19 protein-coding genes are annotated in these 17946 nt (G+C 70.7%); 10 read left to right on the forward strand and 9 right to left on the reverse strand.

What is annotated here, in order from left to right:
• Positions 1-62 precede the first annotated feature (62 nt).
• The 8 genes from ABZ318_RS00355 to ABZ318_RS00390 all read left to right on the forward strand — a co-directional run bounded on the left by ABZ318_RS00355 (position 63) and on the right by ABZ318_RS00390 (position 8205).
• The gene (locus tag ABZ318_RS00355; RefSeq protein WP_356900281.1) at positions 63-1301 is read left to right on the forward strand and encodes a sensor domain-containing protein; all 1239 of its coding nucleotides are present in this window, start codon (positions 63-65) and stop codon (positions 1299-1301) included.
• A complete protein-coding gene (locus ABZ318_RS00360; protein ID WP_356900244.1) occupies positions 1289-1960 on the forward strand; it encodes a response regulator transcription factor in 672 nt (223 codons plus the stop codon). Before ABZ318_RS00355 ends, ABZ318_RS00360 begins: the two co-directional genes overlap by 13 nt.
• Positions 1961-2090: 130 nt before the next feature.
• The gene (locus ABZ318_RS00365; RefSeq protein ID WP_356900245.1) at positions 2091-3104 is read left to right on the forward strand and encodes a TauD/TfdA family dioxygenase; all 1014 of its coding nucleotides are present in this window, start codon (positions 2091-2093) and stop codon (positions 3102-3104) included.
• On the forward strand, positions 3101-4117 hold the full coding sequence (locus tag ABZ318_RS00370) for a TauD/TfdA family dioxygenase (RefSeq protein ID WP_356900246.1): 1017 nt from the start codon (positions 3101-3103) through the stop codon (positions 4115-4117). The genes ABZ318_RS00365 and ABZ318_RS00370 overlap by 4 nt, the downstream gene beginning before the upstream one ends.
• A gap of 114 nt (positions 4118-4231) precedes the next feature.
• Complete coding sequence (locus ABZ318_RS00375) at positions 4232-5482, forward strand: glycosyltransferase 87 family protein (RefSeq protein ID WP_356900247.1); 1251 nt, start codon at positions 4232-4234, stop codon at positions 5480-5482.
• Positions 5479-6249: an FkbM family methyltransferase gene (locus tag ABZ318_RS00380; protein ID WP_356900248.1), complete on the forward strand. Its 771-nt coding sequence runs from the start codon at positions 5479-5481 to the stop codon at positions 6247-6249. Before ABZ318_RS00375 ends, ABZ318_RS00380 begins: the two co-directional genes overlap by 4 nt.
• Before the next feature lie 26 nt (positions 6250-6275).
• Positions 6276-7394 (forward strand): glycosyltransferase family 4 protein, encoded by a 1119-nt coding sequence (locus tag ABZ318_RS00385; RefSeq protein WP_356900249.1) that lies wholly within the window; start codon positions 6276-6278, stop codon positions 7392-7394.
• A gap of 64 nt (positions 7395-7458) precedes the next feature.
• Positions 7459-8205, forward strand: a complete 747-nt coding sequence (locus ABZ318_RS00390; protein ID WP_356900282.1) for an ABC transporter ATP-binding protein — start codon at positions 7459-7461, stop codon at positions 8203-8205.
• A 34-nt stretch (positions 8206-8239) separates the two neighbouring features.
• Here the strand turns inward: ABZ318_RS00390 and ABZ318_RS00395 are convergent, their stop codons facing one another.
• The 9 genes from ABZ318_RS00395 to ABZ318_RS00435 all read right to left on the reverse strand — a co-directional run bounded on the left by ABZ318_RS00395 (position 8240) and on the right by ABZ318_RS00435 (position 16320).
• On the reverse strand, positions 8240-9385 hold the full coding sequence (locus tag ABZ318_RS00395; RefSeq protein ID WP_356900250.1) for a pyridoxal phosphate-dependent aminotransferase: 1146 nt from the start codon (positions 9383-9385) through the stop codon (positions 8240-8242).
• 14 nt (positions 9386-9399) lie between these two features.
• Positions 9400-10425, reverse strand: a complete 1026-nt coding sequence (locus ABZ318_RS00400) for an isocitrate/isopropylmalate family dehydrogenase (protein ID WP_356900251.1) — start codon at positions 10423-10425, stop codon at positions 9400-9402.
• 37 nt (positions 10426-10462) lie between these two features.
• Positions 10463-11062, reverse strand: a complete 600-nt coding sequence (gene leuD / locus ABZ318_RS00405) for a 3-isopropylmalate dehydratase small subunit (protein ID WP_356900252.1) — start codon at positions 11060-11062, stop codon at positions 10463-10465.
• Positions 11050-12492 (reverse strand): 3-isopropylmalate dehydratase large subunit, encoded by a 1443-nt coding sequence (gene leuC, locus ABZ318_RS00410; protein ID WP_356900253.1) that lies wholly within the window; start codon positions 12490-12492, stop codon positions 11050-11052. The genes leuD and leuC overlap by 13 nt, the downstream gene beginning before the upstream one ends.
• Positions 12489-13688 (reverse strand): pyruvate carboxyltransferase, encoded by a 1200-nt coding sequence (locus tag ABZ318_RS00415; protein ID WP_356900254.1) that lies wholly within the window; start codon positions 13686-13688, stop codon positions 12489-12491. Before ABZ318_RS00415 ends, leuC begins: the two co-directional genes overlap by 4 nt.
• A gap of 33 nt (positions 13689-13721) precedes the next feature.
• Complete coding sequence (locus ABZ318_RS00420; protein ID WP_356900255.1) at positions 13722-14960, reverse strand: cytochrome P450; 1239 nt, start codon at positions 14958-14960, stop codon at positions 13722-13724.
• Positions 14961-14997: 37 nt separating this feature from the next.
• Positions 14998-15216 (reverse strand): MbtH family protein, encoded by a 219-nt coding sequence (locus tag ABZ318_RS00425; protein WP_356900256.1) that lies wholly within the window; start codon positions 15214-15216, stop codon positions 14998-15000.
• 11 nt (positions 15217-15227) lie between these two features.
• The gene (gene panD, locus ABZ318_RS00430) at positions 15228-15650 is read right to left on the reverse strand and encodes an aspartate 1-decarboxylase (RefSeq protein ID WP_356900257.1); all 423 of its coding nucleotides are present in this window, start codon (positions 15648-15650) and stop codon (positions 15228-15230) included.
• Between the two features lie 430 nt (positions 15651-16080).
• Complete coding sequence (locus ABZ318_RS00435; RefSeq protein WP_356900258.1) at positions 16081-16320, reverse strand: LLM class flavin-dependent oxidoreductase; 240 nt, start codon at positions 16318-16320, stop codon at positions 16081-16083.
• A gap of 37 nt (positions 16321-16357) precedes the next feature.
• Here ABZ318_RS00435 and ABZ318_RS00440 point away from each other — a divergent pair, with 37 nt between their 5' ends.
• Positions 16358-16924 carry a hypothetical protein gene (locus ABZ318_RS00440; RefSeq protein WP_356900259.1) on the forward strand — a complete coding sequence of 189 codons (567 nt, stop codon included), beginning with the start codon at positions 16358-16360 and terminating at the stop codon, positions 16922-16924.
• Between the two features lie 265 nt (positions 16925-17189).
• Positions 17190-17432 carry a hypothetical protein gene (locus ABZ318_RS00445; RefSeq protein WP_356900260.1) on the forward strand — a complete coding sequence of 81 codons (243 nt, stop codon included), beginning with the start codon at positions 17190-17192 and terminating at the stop codon, positions 17430-17432.
• Positions 17433-17946: the final 514 nt, after the last annotated feature.

Raw genomic sequence — 17946 nt, forward strand, 5'->3', positions numbered from 1 at the left:
CGGAACCCTCCTTACCGGACGAACAGCCCGTCGCCGTCTGGGAGGCGGTGCGGCGACGCCCGATGCGGTTCCTGTTCTCCAGCTGGCCGCTCCGCAGTTGGGGTTTCCTGCTCAGCGGGGCGCTGTTCGGGCTGGGCGTCCTGGTCGCCCTGATCGTCCTGGTCTCCGTGGGCGTGCTGCTCACCGTCATCGGCGTGGGCCTTCTCCTCCTGGCCGGGGCCGCGCTCCTGGGAATGCCGGTCGCCCGGGCGGAACGCCGTCGACTGCGCATGGTCGATCCGGTACGGCTGGCCGACCCGCACGGTTCGCTGTCGGGAGTGGGCACCGGAATCTGGCTCCGCAGCCGGCTGACGGAGCGGGCCACCTGGCGGGAACTCGCCTACACCGCCCTCCTCGCGATCGTCTTCTCCGGGGCGGGCCTGGGCGTCGCCGTGCTCCTCGCCTCGTCCGTGATCCTGCTGCTCTCCCCCCTCATCGTCTGGCTGAACGAGCCGGGCACCGTGAACCTCATCCCCGGGCGGCCCGTCCCCCACACCCTGGCGGCCCTTCCGTACTGCGCCGCGGGCGTCGTCGGCTTCGCGCTGTCGGCGTACGCGGCGGCGCTCGTGGCCGGCGCCCAGGTGAGGACCGCCCGACTGCTGCTGTCCCCGCGTGACGAGGAGTACAAGGAGCGCATCATCGAGCTCACCCGCTCGCGGGTCCGGCTGGCGGACGCCTTCGAGGCCGAGCGCCACCGGATCGAGCGGGATCTGCACGACGGGGCCCAGCAGCAGCTGGTGGCCCTCACCATGACGCTGGGGCTGGCCGAGATGGAGCTCGGCACCGACAATCCGGAGGCCGCGGAACTCCTGGCGCGCAGCCGGGGAGAGGCCAGACAGGCCCTCGACCAGCTACGGGCCTTGGTACGGGGCATCCATCCGCAGGTGCTGACCGATCACGGGCTGGCCGCGGCGGTCTCCGAGGTGGCTCTGCGCAGCCCGATCCCGGTCACGGTCGACATCGACGTCGAGGGCAGGCTCCCGGCCCTGGTGGAGAGCACGGCCTACTTCACGACCACCGAGGCCCTGACCAACGCGACGAAGCACAGCGGTGCGACCAAGCTCGCCGTCGTGGGCCGACGCGAGGGCGACCGCCTGATCCTGCTGATCACCGACGACGGCCGGGGAGGGGCCGACCCCCGGCGGGGAACCGGCCTGTCCGGCCTCGCCGACCGGGTCTCGCTCCTCAAGGGAAGGCTCATCGTCTCCAGTCCCCTGGGTGGACCGACGCAGGTCCGTATGGAGGTTCCGTGCTCCGGGTAGTCCTCGCCGACGACGCCGTCCTGCTCCGAGCGGGTCTCGTCGAACTGCTCACCCGCAGCGGCCACGAGGTGGTGGCCGCCGTGGGCGACCCTGCGGCGCTGGTGGCCGCCGTGGACGACGCCCGTCCGGACGTCGTGATCACCGACGTCCGGATGCCTCCCGGATTCCGGGACGAAGGGCTCAAGGCCGCGCTGGAACTGCGCACCCGCCACGCGGGCCTGCCGGTCCTGGTCCTGTCCCAGTACGTGGCCACCGCCTACGCGACCCAGTTGCTGAGCGGCAGCGGGCAGAACGGCGCCGGCACGGTGGGGCTCGGTTATCTCCTCAAGGACCGGGTGGGAGAGGTCTCGGAGTTCCTCGACGCCGTCCGGCGGGTCGCGGGCGGCGGCACGGTGATCGATCCCGAAGTGGTCCGCACGCTCCTCGTCCAGCAGACGGCGGACCGGCCCCTGGCCAAGCTCACCCCGCGGGAGCGGGAGGTGCTCGCCCTGATGGCGGAGGGGCTCAACAACCAGTCGATGGCCCAGCGGTTGTCGGTGACCGAGGCCGCCGTCGTGAAGCACGCCAGCAACATCTTCATGAAGTTGGACCTCGACCCTGTCGAGGGCAATCGACGCGTCCTGGCCGTGCTCGCCTATCTGCGGGGCGAATCGACCTGACAGCCCTTCGGCAGGTCTCTGATCTGCGGTCTTTCCATGGAGGGAAATTTCTTGTCTCCGAATAGGCATTCGATCAACGATGAGGGAGTCCGGCTGCCCTCACGCTTCCTGTTGATCCGGAGACTTCTTCATGACCCAGTTGAACGAGGCACCGACCGGGACTGCCTCCGCGACCGTGACACCGCGGTGGGGCGGGCACTCCCTGCCCGCGCTGGTCCGTGCTGATGCGCCCGGGACGGACCTGGCCGCCTGGATCCGCGGGAACGGGCCGCTGATCGACGACCTCGCCCGTCGGGCCGGCGCCGTCCTCTTCCGGGACTTCGCCGTCACCGGCTCCGACACCTTCCGCTCCGTGATGGACGCCCTCTCCGACCGGGTCCTGGAATACGGCGAGCGTTCCTCCCCCCGCACGGAGGTGGAGGAGGGCATCTACACCTCCACCGAGCACCCCGCCGACCAGCACATCCTGCTGCACAACGAGCAGTCCTACACGGACAACTGGCCCCTGCGCATCGTCTTCTGCTGCGAGCGCCCCGCCGACAGCGGCGGCCGGACCCCGCTCGCCGACTCCCGGGCCGTCCTGGCCCGGCTCCGTCCCGAGACCGTCGCGAAGTTCGAGCGGCTCGGCGTGCAGTACGTGCGCAACTACATACCCGGCATCAGCCTGTCCTGGCAGGAGACCTTCCAGACCGACAGCCGGGACGAGGTCGCCGCGTACTGCGAGGCCAACGGCATCACGGTCGAGTGGGTCGACGGCGACCAGCTGCGGACCCGCCAGAGCCGCCCCGCCCTGCGCCACCACCCGGTCACCGGTGAGCGCACCTGGTTCAACCACGCGCTGTTCTTCCACGTCACCTCCCTGCCCGAGGAGGTGAGCGCCGGACTCCGGGCGGCCTTCGGCGACGAGAACGTCCCCTACAACACCTACTACGGCGACGGCACCCCCATCGAGGACGAGACCCTCGCCGAGCTCCGCGCCGCCTATGCCGCCGAGACCACCGGGTTCGACTGGGAGAAGGGTGACGTCATGGTGGTCGAGAACATGATCACCGCCCATGCGCGGGAGCCCTTCGAGGGCCCTCGCCGCATCCTCGCCGCCATGTGCGACCCCGTCGGTTCCGGCCGGGCGGAGGTGGCCGCGTGACCGCGCAGACGACCGGGTCCGCCTTCACCGCCGGCCGGGTGGTGACCGAGGCCGTGCACCCGGAGCCCTTCCTCCTGCGCGTCGAGGCCACCGAACGGGGGATCCGCCTGGACCGCTGGATCCAGGCCAACCGGGCCGCGCTCGACGAGGAACTGCTGCGGCACGGCGCCGTGTTGCTCCGCGGCTTCGCCGTCGACAGCCCTGAGGAGTTCGGTGCCGCGGCCCGCTCCTTCTCGCCCCGACTGCTCGACTACCTGGAGCGGGCCGCGCCCCGCACCGAGATCGCGGACAAGGTCTTCACCTCGACCGAACTCAGCGAAGACCGGTGGATCGCCTTCCACCACGAGATGTCGTACTCCCACAACTGGCCCAGCAGGCTCTACTTCTACGGTGACCGACCGTCACGCACGGGCGGCGCCACCCCCGTGGCCAGTGAGCGGGCGGTCCTGCCGAGGATCCCCGCCGAGCTGAGGGAGAGGTTCCAGCGGCACGGCGTGAGCTACGTCCGCAACTACAGCCCCGACCTCGACATCCCCTGGCAGACCGTCTTCCAGACGACCGACCGGGCGGCGGTGGAGGCGTACTGCCGGGACTCGCACACCGAGTTCAGCTGGGTGGGCCGGGACGGGCTGCGTACCCGGTCCGTCCGCCAGGCCCTCAGCCGTCATCCACGCACCGGCGAGACGGTGTGGTTCAACCACGCCCACATGTGGCACATCTCCACACTCCCCGCGGAGGTGGCGGAGTACCTGCTGGCCGCGTACGGCCCCGAGGGGGTGCCTCGCAACGCCTTCTACGGCGACGGCACTCCGATCGAGGACGAGGCCGTCGAGCTGATCGGAAACCTCTACCAGGAGGCGGCCGTGTCACTGCCTTGGCAGCGCGGCGACGTCCTGATCGTCGACAACTTCCTCGCCACCCACGCCCGCGAGCCCTTCCACGGTGACCGTCGCATCCTCGTCGCCATGTCCGACCTGTACGTGAGCCCGGACCTGCCCCGGGGGGTGGGGTAAACCCGACCGTCAAGTGTCCACCTGCGTCCAGTGATTCGACTGCGTCGCTGAGCTGCAATGGATGACGTGCCGATCAAACCGAGGTTATCCCTGAAGAGCTTCCCGTCCGACGGGATGCACCGACTCGATCGCCGCGTGGTGTGGGCCGGCGGCTGGACGGCCGCCGCCGCCTGGGCCGCGACCTTCCCCTTCTTCTCCTCGCTGGAGACACACCGCGTCTGGGGGACCAGCGCCGCCGCCGGATACGCGACGGCGGCGCTCGCGGCCGGCCTGACGTCCCGCCCGCGCGGACGCGTGGTCTCCCTCGCCCTCGCTCTGACGGGCGCCGTCGTGGTTCCCTTCCTGTATCTGGTCCTGTCGGGCGCCGCGCAGAGCGAAGTGGGCGTCATCGAGCGTTCCGGCACGCTGTGGCTCCAGCACGGCACCCCGTACCTGGCAGACCCGCGGTCGGTCACCGAGTACACCCCCTACCTGCCGGGAATGGCCGTCCTCGGCTTCCCGCGGGCTCTCCTGGGCGACGACGGGTGGGTTCCCCGCCTGTTCGGTGACGCCCGCCTGTGGTGCGCGGTGGCGCTGCTGGTCTGCCTGTGGGCGGCCCGGACGGTGCTCCGCCGGGCCGACGCCGGACGCGTTCACCATGCCCGGTACCGGACCGCCGTCGCCGCGCTGATCGCCTCGCCGGTGATGGCGCTCCCCCTCTGTACCAGCGGTGTGGACCTGCCGCTCACCGGCCTGTGCGTCCTCGCCGTCGCTCTGGCCGCGCGCCGCCGGCCCGCCGCGGCCGGCCTGGTGCTCGCCGCCGCGTGCTCCCTCAAGTGGACCGCCTGGCCGGCCGTCGCGGTCGTCGTGGCGCTGCTGGTCTCCGTGGCGGGCCGGCGAGCCGCCCGCACCTGTGCCGGGGTCGCGGTCCTCGGCACCCTCGCCGTGGTCCTCCCGAGCGCGCTGCTGTCCCCCGGTCCCATGGTCCAGCAGGTCCTGGCCTTCCCCACCGGGGCGGGCGCCGTGGCGACCCCGGCCGAGAGCCCGCTGCCGGGCCACCTCCTCGCCGAGCTGGGGCCGCTCGGCTGGTACGCCGCGGTCGGCCTGTTGCTCTGCGGAGGGGCCGCTGTCGCGGCGTCGCTCCTGCTGCGACCGCCCACCGGTCTGGTGTCCGCCGCCGACCGTCTGGCGCTCGGCCTGTGCGTGGCCTTCCTCTTCGCTCCGGCGGGCCGCTTCGGCTACCTCGCCCTGCCGGTCGTGCTGTTCGTGTGGCCCCGGCTCACCGTAGCGTTCGGCGCCTCCCGGCCCGCACGGACCGTGCTCGCCGCCCGTTCCCCGGAGCGCGTCACCGCGGCCGCCTCGGCGACGGCGGGAGGCCGCCGGTGACCCTCCACCACCGTGCGGTCCTGCGGACACCCGCCGGTCGGCGCGCGGCCGGCCTGGCCGCGGCCCTGGGCTGGGCCGCGGCCCGGATGCCGTTCGTCGAGGACGAGATCGCGGGGCTGCGCGCCTTCGTCCGGCCGGGGGACGTCTGCGTCGACGTCGGGGCCGAGTACGGGCTTTACACATGGGCCCTGGCGCCCCTGGTGGGCCGTACGGGGCGGGTGCACAGCGTGGAGCCCCTTCCCGGTCCTGCCCGCTGGCTCGCCTTCGCCGCCGGCGCACTGGGCTGCGGCAACGTCTCCGTGCACCGCACGGCCCTGGGCGCCCGGCCGGGTCGCGGGCACCTCAGCCTGCCGCGACGCCACGGACTGCCCGTGCACGGACGCGCCTATCTGGACGTGGGCGCCCGCGGGGCGGGCCCGAACTCCGAGTTCCGCACGTCGAGGCCGGTGCGGACCCGCGTCCACACCCTGGACCAGCTCGTGCGCACCGCGGGCATGCGCCGCGTCTCCTTCGTGAAGGCCGACGTCGAAGGGGCCGAGCTGGCGCTCCTCCACGGAGCCGGGGAGACCCTGGACCGCTTCCGTCCGACGTTGCTGCTGGAGATCGAGGACCGGCACCTCGCCAAGTACGGAGCCGACCCCTCCGATGTCGTCCGCCACCTCCGGGAGCGCGGCTACCGCATGCGGCGCTGGCGGCGGGACCACTGGGCCGCCGCCGCGGAGGTCACCCCCGACTGCCGGAACTACCTGTTCACCGTGACCGACTGACCCCGACGAAAGCAGCGACACGTCCCATGGGCACCACGCTGATCATCACCAACGACTTCCCGCCCCGGCAGGGCGGCATCGAGACCTTCGTCCACGCCATGGCCGTGCGCGTCCCGGACCATGACGTGGTCGTGTACACCTCCTCCGAACCGGGAGCCGCGGAGTACGACGCCACCCTGCCGTTCCCCGTCATCCGTGACACCAGCCACATGCTGCTGCCGACCCGGCGCGTCACGGCGCGAGCCCTGCAGATCGCCCGCGAGCACGGCTGCGACCGCGTGTGGTTCGGCGCGGCCGCCCCCCTCGCCGCGATGGCGCCGACGCTGCGCCGCGGGGGCATCCGCCGACTCGTGGCCACCACCCACGGGCACGAGATCTGGTGGGCCCGTAGTCCCGGCGCCCGACAGGTCATGCGGCGCATCGGCGACAACGTCGACGTGGTGACCTATCTCGGTGCGTACACGCGCTCGCGGATAGCCCCCGCGCTGGGTCCCCGGGCCCGGCTGAGCCGCCTCGTTCCCGGTGTCGACACGGACGTGTTCCGGCCGTCCACCGACCCTGAGGCGGCACGCGCCCGGTACGGCCTCAGCGGCCGCAAGGTCATTCTGTGCGTGTCCCGTCTGGTGGCCCGCAAGGGACAGGACACGCTCATCCGGGCACTGCCCCTCATCCAGCAGGCCGTGCCCGAGGCGGCCCTCCTCCTGGTCGGTGCCGGCCCGGACGAACAGCGGCTGCGCCGGCTCGCGCGGAGCTGCCCGGACGGCTCGGTGGTCTTCGCCGGCGGCAAGGAGCACGCCCAGACCGTTCCCTATTACGCGGCCGCCGACGTCTTCGCCATGCCGTGCCGCACGCGGAAGGCGGGCCTGGAGGCCGAAGGACTCGGGATCGTCTTCCTGGAAGCCGCGGCGAGCGGCCTGCCGGTCGTGGTGGGGGACTCGGGCGGCGCCCCGGACACCGTCCTCGACGGCGAGACCGGGCACGTGGTCGACGGCCGGAGCCTCCGGGAGGTGGCGCGGACCATAACGACGCTCCTGCGGTCCCCCGACCGCTCCACGATGGGCACGGCCGGCCGCCGGTGGGCCGAGAAGCAATGGACCTGGGACGCCTCGGCCGCCCATCTGGTGAGTCTGCTCGACTCCGCCTGAACCGCGACTCCCGCGCGCGAGGTTCCCGCCCCCCCTCTCCCCCAGGAAGGACCCAGTGACCGACATGTCCCTGCTCACCGACATCCACCTGCCCGCGGTCCAGCTCGTCTCCGTCACGAAGGGCTACCCCGGAGCACCCGCCGACGCCCCGGTCCTGAACGACGTGACCCTGGGCTTTCCCGAGCGCGCCATGACCGCGGTGATGGGCCCCTCCGGGTCCGGCAAGACGACCCTGCTGCACTGCGCCGCCGGCCTCGACCGGCCCGACAGCGGGCGGGTGTACCTGGGAGACACCGATCTGACGGAATGCGACGAGGACGCGATGACGCAGCTCCGACGCGGCCGGATCGGATTCGTCTTCCAGCAGTTCAACCTGCTCCCCATGCTCACCGCGTACGAGAACGTCGCGCTGCCGCTGCGGCTGCGGGGCCTCCGGGTCGGCGGATCCGCCGTCCGGGAGGCGCTGCGCCGCGTCGGCCTGGAGGACCGCGCCGACCATCTGCCCGCGCAGCTCTCCGGCGGGCAGCAGCAGCGCGTCGCCATCGCCAGGACGCTCATGGGGGAGCCCGAGATCGTCTACGCGGACGAGCCCACCGGTTCCCTCGACCGTGCGAGCGGCCGGCAGGTGATGCGGCTGTTGCGGGATCTCGTGGACGTGGAGGGCCGGACCGTCGTCGTCGTCACTCACGATCCGGTGGCGGCCGCGGTCGCGGACCGGGTCGTCTTCCTCGTCGACGGGGGCATCCGCGGCATGGTCGAGGAGCCCACCCCCGAGAAGGTCGCCGCCCGCCTCAGCACCTGGGAGGCATGAGGCGGGCGTCCTCCGTCGGGCCCCTCGCCGCCCGTCATGGTGTGTACGCGGCGAGGCGCCTGCGGGCTTCTTCCATGGTCGACACGGGCCGGTTGAAGGCCAGGCGGACGAGGTGATCGCCCTTCTCCCCCGCCCCGGAGAAGAAGTACTGCCCGGGAGTGAGGAGGACGCCCGCCTCCCGGGCCGTCCGGAAGGCGAACCGCTCACCGTCCTCCGGGGTCAGCGGGCCGATGTCGGCCAGGACGTAACAACCGCCCTCGGGGGCCTGGCAGTGGGCCCCCATCTCCTGGAGGGCGGACACGGCGAGGCGGCGCTGGACGGAGAGGTCGTCGCGCGGTGCCCAGAACCCCGGCGCGGCAGCCGCGGTCGCCACGGCCTGCTGGAGGGGCGTGGCCGCCATTCCCGCGACGGCCACGTGCATCTCCCGCAGGGCGGAGGTCAGCCGCGCGGGGGCCTTCAGGTACCCCAGGCGCCATCCGCTGACGGCATGGCTCTTGGAGAGGCTGCGGATCACCACGGTCCGCTCGGCGAGCTCGGGCGTCCCGGCGGCCGAGAGGTGGACGTTCCCGTCGAAGACGAAATCGGCGTAGACCTCGTCGGCGATCACGGCCACGTTCCACCGCTCGCACAGCTCCGCGATCTCCAGCAGCTCCTCCTCGCTCATCACGTGGCCGGTCGGATTGCCGGGGCTGTTGATCAGGATCGCGCGGGTCCTCGGCCCGAACGCGGCGGCCAGGGCGGCGGGATCCGCTCGCCAGTGCGGCCCGGTGACCGGCACGTGCCGCGGGACGGCGCCGGCCATCGCCACCGCGCTGAGGAAGTTCTCGTAGCCGGGGTCGAGGAGGATCACCTCGTCGCCCGGGTCCACCAGGGTCAGCATCGCCACGGCGAGCGCCTCCGTGGCGCCGGCGGTGACGGTGATCTCGGTGTCCGGATCCGCACCCACATGGGACGCGATCGACTCCCGGAGCCGCGGGTCCCCGTGGGGCAGACCGTACTGGTTGGTTCCGTCGCGCAGTGCCCGGCAGGCGGCCTCGATCAGTTCGGGGGGCGTGTCCGGCGCCGCCGGAGTCCCCACCGCCAGGTCGATCGCGGAGTACTTGGCTCCTTCGGCCAGCAGCCCGAACAACCGGCCGCGGGGGAACCCGGCCAGCCGTGCGGAGACGAGTTCGGTCCGCACGGCCTCCCTCGTACTCACAGGGCTGCCCGGATCGCCGCGCCCACGCTCTTGGTGCCCAGGGTCCCCCCGAGGTCCGGGGTGGTGCGGCCGGCCTCGATCACTTCGTCGACCGCACGCCGCACGGCGTCGGCCGCCGCCGCGTGGCCGAGGCGCTCCAACATCAGCGCGGCGCTGAGGATCGCGCCGATCGGGTTGGCCACGCCCTGCCCCGCGATGTCCGGCGCCGTCCCGTGGACCGGCTCGTACAGGCCGAAGCCTGTGTCGCCGTTGATGTTGGCGGATACGGAGGTGCCGAGGCCGCCCGCGAGCTGCGAGGTGAGGTCGCTGAGGATGTCGCCGTGCGAGTTGTTGGCGACGATCACGTCGTAACGGGTCGGGTCCTCCACCAGCTTCATCACGGCGGCGTCGACGTAGAGGTGGGAGGTCTCGATGTGCGGGTGCCGCTCGGCCGCCTCCCGCCAGTGCCGCTGCCACAGCCGGCCGCCGAACCGCACCGCGTTCGACTTGTCGACCATGCACACGGCACGCCGGGCGATGGAGAAGGCGTAGTCGATGATCCGCGAGACCCCGTGGTGGGTGTTGATCTCCGCGTCCATCGTCATCTCATAGGGGGTCTCCGCGCGCAGCACCCCGCCCACCCCGGCGTACAGGCCCTCGGTGTTCTCCCGTACGACCACGCAGTCGAGCGCCCGCCGGGTCTCGTCGCGCAGGGGACTCAGACGGTCGTTGAGCAGCTTCGCCGGCCGGTAGTTCACGTACAGGTCGAGGTCGAAGCGCAGGCGCAGCAGGACGCTGCGGGCGTAGTCGGTGTGGGCCAGGCGGGCGTCGCCGACCGCCCCCAGCAGGACCCCGTCGGTCTTCCGGATGCGATCGAAGTCCGCGTCGCTGAGCGCCGTGCCCTGCGCGAGGTACGTCTCCGCGTTGACGTGGTCGAACGGGTCGAACCCGATACCGAGGTCCAGCGCCTCCAGGGTCTCCAGCGCCTGCTCGACGACCTCTGGACCGATCCCGTCGCCCGGGATGACAGCGATGGTGGTCACATTCTCTCCTTGGCTCTGCGGCCGGACGGCCTGGTGTTCACAGGGCGACGGTGTCGGTCCGGGGCAGCCAGGCCGGCCGGGTCTCCTCGTAGGCGGACACGGCTCCCTCGCGGCCGAGGGTCACCGCGATGTCGTCGTAGCCGTTGAGCAGCAGCCACCGGGCGCGGGGGTCCACTTCGAAGGAGTGGCTCCGCCCCGCGGCACGCAGCTCGCACGCCTCCAGGTCGACGGTGATCGCGAACTCCGGATCCGCTTCCACCGCCGAGGCGAGGCCCGAGACGACCTCTTCGGCCAGTTCGACGGCGAGCAGGCCGTTCTTGAAGGCGTTGCGCCGGAAGATGTCTCCGAAGCTGCTGGCCACGACCACCGAGAAGCCCCAGTCCCGCAGGGCCCACACCGCGTGCTCACGGGAACTTCCCGTACCGAAGTTGTGCGCCGCCACCAGCACGGTGGCGTCCTGGCGCAGGGGGTCGTTGAGGGGGAAGCCGGGCTCCTCGCGCCACTTGGCGAAGAGGGTGTCCTCGAAGCCGCTCTTGGTGAGCCGCTTGCAGAACTCGGCGGGGATGATCTGGTCGGTGTCGACGTCGTTGCGCCGCAACGAGATGGCCCGGCCGGTGTGCAGGGTCAGTGGTTCCATGTCGGGGAGGCTCCAGCTTCGGTGCGGCGGGGAAGGCTGCTCGGCGCGGTCAGCCGGCCGGTCACGGCGGTGGCCGCCGCGACCTCGGGAGAGACGAGGTGCGTCCGTGCCTGTGCGCCCTGCCGCCCCTCGTAGTTGCGGTTGGAGGTGGACGCGCAGCGTTTGGCCCCGATGAGCCGGTCCGCGTTCATGCCGAGGCACATCGAGCAGCCGGAGAGCCGCCACTGCGCGCCGGCCGCGGTGAACACCTCGTGCAGCCCCTCCTCCTCGGCCTGTCGGCGGACGTCCATCGAGCCGGGGACGACGAGCATCTCCACGCCGTCCGCGACCTTCCGGCCGCGCAGCACCTCGGCGGCCGCCCGCATGTCCTCCATGCGCCCGTTGGTGCAGGAGCCGATGAACACCGTGTCGACCTCGACGGTGTCCATGCGGGTGCCCGGCACCAGCCCCATGTAGTCCAGAGCACGCTCGGCGGCCGCCCGCTGCACCGGGTCGGTGAAGGCGTCCGGCTCGGGCACCGTGTCCTTCAGGGCCACCGCCTGGCCGGGATTGGTGCCCCACGTGACGAACGGGGAGAGGTCGGTGACGTCGAGGGTGACCGTGCGGTCGAAGCGCGCGCCGGGGTCGGTACGGAGCGTCCTCCAGGAAGCGACGGCCTCCTCCCACAGCGCGCCGCCGGGTGAGGCCGGCAGCCCTTCCAGATACGCGAAGGTGACCTCGTCGGGTGCGATCATCCCGGCCCGCGCGCCCGCCTCGATGCTCATGTTGCACATGGTCATCCGGCCCTCCATCGACAGCCCGGCGAGAGGCGCGCCCCGGTACTCGATGATGTGGCCGTGCGCGCCGTTGGCGCCGATCCGGGCGATGAGGGCGAGGATCAGGTCCTTGGCCCCGACATCCGCCGGGAGTTCGCCGGTGAACTCCACCGCCATGGTCTTCGGTCGCCCGAGCGGAAGCGTCTGGGTGGCGAGCACGTGCTCCACGTCGCTGGTCCCGACGCCGAACGCCAGCGCGCCGAAGGCACCGTGCGTCGAGGTGTGGCTGTCTCCGCAGACGACCGACATGCCGGGCTGCACGAAACCGTACTGAGGTCCGACGACATGCACGATGCCCTGCTGCCGCTCGCCGAAGCGGAACAGCCGGACGCCCGCCTCGGCGCAGTTCTCGCGCAGCTGCTCGACCTGCTTCCTGCCCAGCGTGTCGGAGATGACCAGCGAGTTCGTGGGAACGTTGTGGTCCTCCAGGGCCAGCGTCAGTTCGGGACGTCTGACCTTCCGTCCGGCCGTCCTGAGGCCGTCGAACGCCTGCGGGGAGCTGGCCTCGTGGATGAGGTGGAGGTCGATGTAGAGCAGGTCGGGCTCGTCGGGGGCGGACTGCACCACCTTGCTGTCCCAGACCTTCTCGATCAGCGTCCTGGGCCGCCCGGTCACGCCACGACCTCCGTCGGCCGTTCGGCGGCGAGGATGACCCGCAGGTCGTCGAGGCTGGTGCACTCGCCGTTCGTCCGGTTCGCGATGTACGTCTCGTACATCGCTTCGACGAATGCGTCGTCCATCTCCATCCGGAGCTCCTCCAGCAGGTGGCGCAGCACCGTCCGTCCCGAGTGGCGACCGACGAGGATGGACCGCTCCCGGCCGAAGTCGGCGGGCTGGACGTACTCGTAGGTGATCGGGTCGCGCAGCATGCCCGCCTGGTGGATGCCCGCCTGGGTGGCGAAGGCGTTCACCCCGAAGACGGCCTTGTTGCGGACCGGCTCCAGGCCGATGGTCCGGCACAGCAGCTCGTACACCTCGTACAGGCCCTTGGTGGTGGCCGTGGTGAAGACGCCGAGCTCCTCGCCCTTGTAGGTGAGCACGGCGAGCAGTTCCTCAAGGGCGGTGTTGCCCGCGCGCTCCCCGACGCCGGCGACGGTGGCCTGGACCTCGTCGGCGCCCGCGCGGACTCCGGCCAGCGCGTTGGCGAGCGAGAGTCCGAGGTCCTCGTGGCAGTGGACGCCGAGCGTGATCCCGGAGCCTATCCAGCTCCGGACCCGGCCGATCTGGGCGCCGTACTCCTCGGGGAGCAGGCAGCCGGTGGTGTCCGCGAGCGCCACGCAGTCGGCGCCGGCTTCGACGGACGCCTCGATCAGCGGGCGCAGCAGGGCGTCCGATCCGCGTGAGGCGTCCTCGATGCCGAGCGTGACGTGGTGGGCTCCGAGCGACTTCGCGTAGCTGATGGCGTCGATGACCTCGGCCTGCGCCTCGGCCTGGCTGATGCCACGCTTGTACTTGAGGTGGGTCTCGCTGCCGGTGGCCATGATCTGCAGGTGGTGGTTCTCCCGCCCGCCCGCCTCCACCGCGAGACGGACGTCCTCGCGGACGGCACGGTTGAGCGTGGCGATACGGGCCGTGGTGACCGCCCCCGCGATCAGCTTCGTCGCCTCGAAATCGCTCTTGGACGAGCTCGGGAAACCGGTCTCGATGACGTCGACGCCCAGCGACTCGATGGCCAGGGCGAGTTCCACCTTCTGATCCGGGCGCATCGCATTACCCGGAGCCTGTTCTCCGTCGCGCAGCGTGGTGTCGAATACGGAAACACGACGCGACTGGTTCTTCCTGGACAAATTCGGACTCCTCTGTCGATTCACGTTTCGTAGGTGGAAGAAGAATCTGCCTGACGGTCAGTCCTGCCATTCACGTGAAGCACCGGGGCGGGGCGCGAGAGCGACGGGAAGACTGCTCATCCCCGAAAGAAAGTTGGAGTAGATCCTCTTTTCCTCACCGGTTTGCTCGATGTGCCCGACGAAGGTGCGCAGTCCGTCGAGCATCGCGCCGATCTCCACCCTGCCGAGATATGCCCCCAGACAGAAGTGAGGGCCGTATCCGAGCGTCAGGTGCTTGTTCGGGCTGCGGAGGAGGTCGAACCGCTGCGGTTCGTCGAAGACGCTCTCGTCCCGGTTCGCGGCGCACAGCCAGAGCGTGACCAGGTCGCCGGCGGCGATGGTGCGGTCATGCAGCGTCACCTCCTCCGTGGCGACACGGCCGAAGTGCAGGGTGGGCGTCGTCCAGCGCAGGACCTCTTCGGTGGCTTCCTTCAGCGGCGCCCCGCCCGTGGCGAGCGCGTCCCACTGTTCCGGATCGTGGGCCAGGGTCCGGACCGCGCCGATCATCGAGAGGCGGCTGGTCTCGTCGCCGCCCATGATGAGGCTGTAGCAGTTGAGGACGATGTCGTCGTCGTCGAGGAGTTCAGTGCCGACGGGCTCGGTCGCCAGCAAGCTGATGACGTCATCGCCCGGACGCCTGCGCCGCTCCTGGACCAGGTCGTGGAAGTAGAGCAGCAGCTCGCTCCGGGCCAGACGGTCCTCGTCGGCTTCGGGCTGCTCGTAGTCGGAGGCCAGGGCCGACTTGGTCAGGGTGAGGATGTGCTCCCGGTCGGACTCGGGGACGGCCAGCAGGTCGCAGATGGTGGCCAGCGGGACGTGCGAGGCGATGTCCTGGGCGAAGTCGCAGTGTCCGCTCTCCAGCGCCTCCAGCAGGAGTCGGCGGGTGGTACGGCGAACCTGCCGGACGACGCCTTCGAGGGCTCGCGGCGAGAACGCCTTGAGCAGCAGGGTGCGCAGGGCGGTGTGCCGCTCCCCGTCCGTCACGGCCAGCATGCGGCCGGCACCGCTGTCCCCGCCGTGCAGCATGGTGGCGAGCACGTTGCCGCGCTCCGAGGTGAAGCGGGTGCTGTCCCGGAGCACGCCGGAGACGTCACGGTGACGGGTCAGCACCCAGAAGCCCGGGGTGTCCGCCGTGCCGGGGTGCCAGTGCACCGGGTCGTCCCGGCGGAGATCCGCCCAGACCTTCTCCAGCCCGCCCGCGGGCAGGTGGGTGAGGGGGGAGGTCAGGTCCGGGACCGTGCGGATGGATGGGGTCATGGGAGGGCCGGATCCTTCCCGGGCTCGGGAGACGTGGTCATGAGGAGGAGGCGCTCTCCTGGTCCCCGAGGCTCCGGGGCCGCATGTCGGTCCAGTGTTCTTCGACGTAGGCCAGGCAGGACCGGCGGTCGGCCTCTCCGTGGACCACCTCCCAGCCTTCGGGCACCTCCGCGAACACGGGCCACAGCGAGTGCTGGCCCTCTGCGTTGACCAGCACCCGGAAGGAGGCGTCGTCGTTGTCGAAGGGGTTGCTCATGGGGATCCCTCTCAGTGGCCGGAACGGGGTGCCGCGCCGGACAGCAGGCCGCTTCCGGGAAGCGCTTCGGCGCGGTCGCTGCCCACCTGCGCGATGCGGTTGGCTTCGTCGACGAAGACCACCCTGGGCTCCAGGGCCTTGACCTCGTCGTCCGTGTACGCGCCGTAGGCGATGACGATCACCAGGTCGCCGGGGCTGATGAGACGGGCCGCGGCACCGTTGATTCCGACGATTCCGGAGCCCCGCGGGCCGGAAATGAGATACGTGGTGAGCCGAGCGCCGTTATTGATGTCGACGATATCGACCCGCTCGCCCGGGAGAAGACCCGCGGCATCCAGGAGATCCTCGTCGAGCGTGAGGGAACCGACATAATGCAGGTCCGCCTGAGTGACCGTGGCACGGTGAATCTTCGATTTCATCATGGTTCGCAGCATTACGCTCCCACCCTGGTGGCCGCCGAGGCCGACCATGAACCCCTGTTCAGGACACTTTTCGTACGGCCACCCGCACCGGTAAGGTAGGGGAAACCGTAAGAGCCATATCGTTGAACGAACTCCCGGCCATGGGCAAGGAGTTGCCTGAGGAGGAAATACCGCAGGCGACGAGAGGCATTCGCCTGTAGGGCACGCGACGTGCTTCAGGCTCGGGCGGACCGGACTTCGGATCCGCTGCGCGGAGCGGCGAGTTCGCGGGAGCGGACGTCCCGCTCCCGGTCGCGGAACGGCTCCACCGGCACGGCCGCCCCGGTCGCCGGCCCTGGGCGAGGGGGGCGTGACCTCGTCCGTGGCGACGCGTCGGCGCCGTGCGTGCCGAACGGACCAGCGGACCGGGTCGCAGGAGGCGCGGTGCCTCGGCGCGTCGCTGTCAGGCGTTGATCACGGGGATGACGGTCGAGCCGTACGCGTCGATGGTGCCCTCGTGGTTGTCGTGCATGTCGTAGACGGCGAACTGGTCCACGCCGAGGTCCTTGAGGTGGCGGAGCTTGTCGATGTGGGCCTCGGCCGGACCGAGGAGGCAGAAGCGGTCGACGATCTCGTCGGGGACGAACTCGGTGTCGGGGTTTCCGGCGCGGCCGTGGTGGGCACGCCGTGTCCTGTGGACCAAGGACCGGTTCGAGGCGACCGCCGTAACCGGGAACATCGTGGCAGGCGAGTTGGAGACCTCCGACGGGACCTACGAATCCGTACGCGGTTACGACCTGCTCACCGGCACCGAGCGCTGGCGCGGAGAGGACCGTCTCAACCTCGACGTCACGCCCGCCGGGCCGCGCCTCCTCCTCGTCCAGGCACAGAACAAGGACGACTACCGCGTACATATCCAGCAGTTCCTCGATCCCGCGACCGGCACGGTGAAGCACGAGGCTCCGGAGGACATCGCCGGCTCCCGCTGTGACCATGATGGGCAGAACACCGTTGTCTGCTCCTGGAACCAGGGAAACCTGTACAAGGTCTGGGCCTTCAACGACCGCACCGCCTCCCTGCTGTGGCAGCTGCCGAACCAGACTGCCAACCGCATCGCGCCGCGGGTAACAGCCGTCTGGAACGGACGGGTCTACGGCAAGACGGAGAACGGCCCCCTCGCTCTGGACTCACGGACCGGAGCGGACCTGCCGACCCGCCCGGGTGTCGCCCCCTTCCTCGTCAACGGGTACACCGGACTCGCCCTGTCCCCGGAAGATGACCTGACCGCGTACCCGGCCGTTGGGTAACCGGGATGCTGCCCGGTCGACGACCCCGGCTGAGGGTGGCCGCCGCCGCACAGAGCCGGGCATCGGATGAGAGCTGCCGGCAAGGCCGCATGCCGTGCCCACCGCTCCGCCTTTGCTGAAGTTCCTTGGCGGGCTCCCCAATTGGGGAGCCCGCAGGCCTGTCCGGTCTACGTAACCTGGGGTTGGTGAGTGCGCTGGAGCCGTCCTTCTACGTCCTCGGAAAACCTCGCCCATGGGTGCGTTGTCGCTGGCAGGATGAGACGCCATGACAAACGTCTTGATCAAGGATCTACGGGAAATCTCGAAGGGCTTCTCCGAAAAGCTGGAGGAGTGGCCCCACATCCCGTGTCCCACGTGCGTCCGAGGGGTCCTGCGCCCGGTCGCCGACTCCTTCGTCGATGAAGAGACGGTCACCAGTAAGTCCTGGCACGGCCACGAGGCCTGGGATCCCGATTGGATTCAGGGCGACTTCCTGTCGCATCCTCACCTGCCCGAACCCAACCTGTGACCGTGTGCGCGTCGTCGGGGACAGCAGGCTCCGATGGACAGGCGAGTGGAGCGAGGAACAGTACGAGGTGCACTTGACCCCCACCATGTTCTTCCCGCCGCTGCCCCTGATCCAGAGCCGCAGCCTCTGCCCCAAGGAGGTAGGCGATCGGGTGGATATCGCAGGAAAGATCCTTTGGCTCGACCCCAGCTCTGCTGCGAACCGGATCCGGTCGGCCGTCGAGGCCCTGATGGACGAGCACGGAATCATCCGATACAAGCCCGGCCGCAGGGGGCGCCCTCCAGAATCAGCCTCGACGAACGAATCTCTACGTTCAAGGTAGCGCTACCTCAGCACTCGGAAGCCGCCGGCATGCTCTTGGCCGTGAAGTGGATCGGGAACGTGGGCAGCCACGAGGGCGTTCTCCGCGTCCCTGACGTCCTGGAGGGAGTCGAGTTTCTGGACCATGCCCTGTCACTGATCTGCGACACCAACCACGATGACATCAAGAAGAGGGCAGCCGACGTAACTGCAC

Source organism: Streptomyces sp. NPDC006197, from assembly GCF_040613865.1.
In the GTDB taxonomy this organism is placed as follows: Bacteria; Actinomycetota; Actinomycetes; order Streptomycetales; family Streptomycetaceae; genus Streptomyces.

Coding starts and splice junctions, on each gene's coding strand:
- ABZ318_RS00385 (WP_356900249.1), top strand. CDS start 6,276: ATGGGCACCACGCTGATCATCACCAACGACTTCCCGCCCCGGCAGGGC.
- ABZ318_RS00375 (WP_356900247.1), top strand. CDS start 4,232: ATGCACCGACTCGATCGCCGCGTGGTGTGGGCCGGCGGCTGGACGGCC.
- panD (WP_356900257.1), bottom strand. CDS start 15,650: ATGCTGCGAACCATGATGAAATCGAAGATTCACCGTGCCACGGTCACT.
- ABZ318_RS00365 (WP_356900245.1), top strand. CDS start 2,091: ATGACCCAGTTGAACGAGGCACCGACCGGGACTGCCTCCGCGACCGTG.
- ABZ318_RS00445 (WP_356900260.1), top strand. CDS start 17,190: ATGACAAACGTCTTGATCAAGGATCTACGGGAAATCTCGAAGGGCTTC.
- leuD (WP_356900252.1), bottom strand. CDS start 11,062: ATGGAACCACTGACCCTGCACACCGGCCGGGCCATCTCGTTGCGGCGC.
- ABZ318_RS00390 (WP_356900282.1), top strand. CDS start 7,459: ATGTCCCTGCTCACCGACATCCACCTGCCCGCGGTCCAGCTCGTCTCC.
- ABZ318_RS00420 (WP_356900255.1), bottom strand. CDS start 14,960: ATGACCCCATCCATCCGCACGGTCCCGGACCTGACCTCCCCCCTCACC.
- ABZ318_RS00425 (WP_356900256.1), bottom strand. CDS start 15,216: ATGAGCAACCCCTTCGACAACGACGACGCCTCCTTCCGGGTGCTGGTC.
- ABZ318_RS00355 (WP_356900281.1), top strand. CDS start 63: ATGCGGTTCCTGTTCTCCAGCTGGCCGCTCCGCAGTTGGGGTTTCCTG.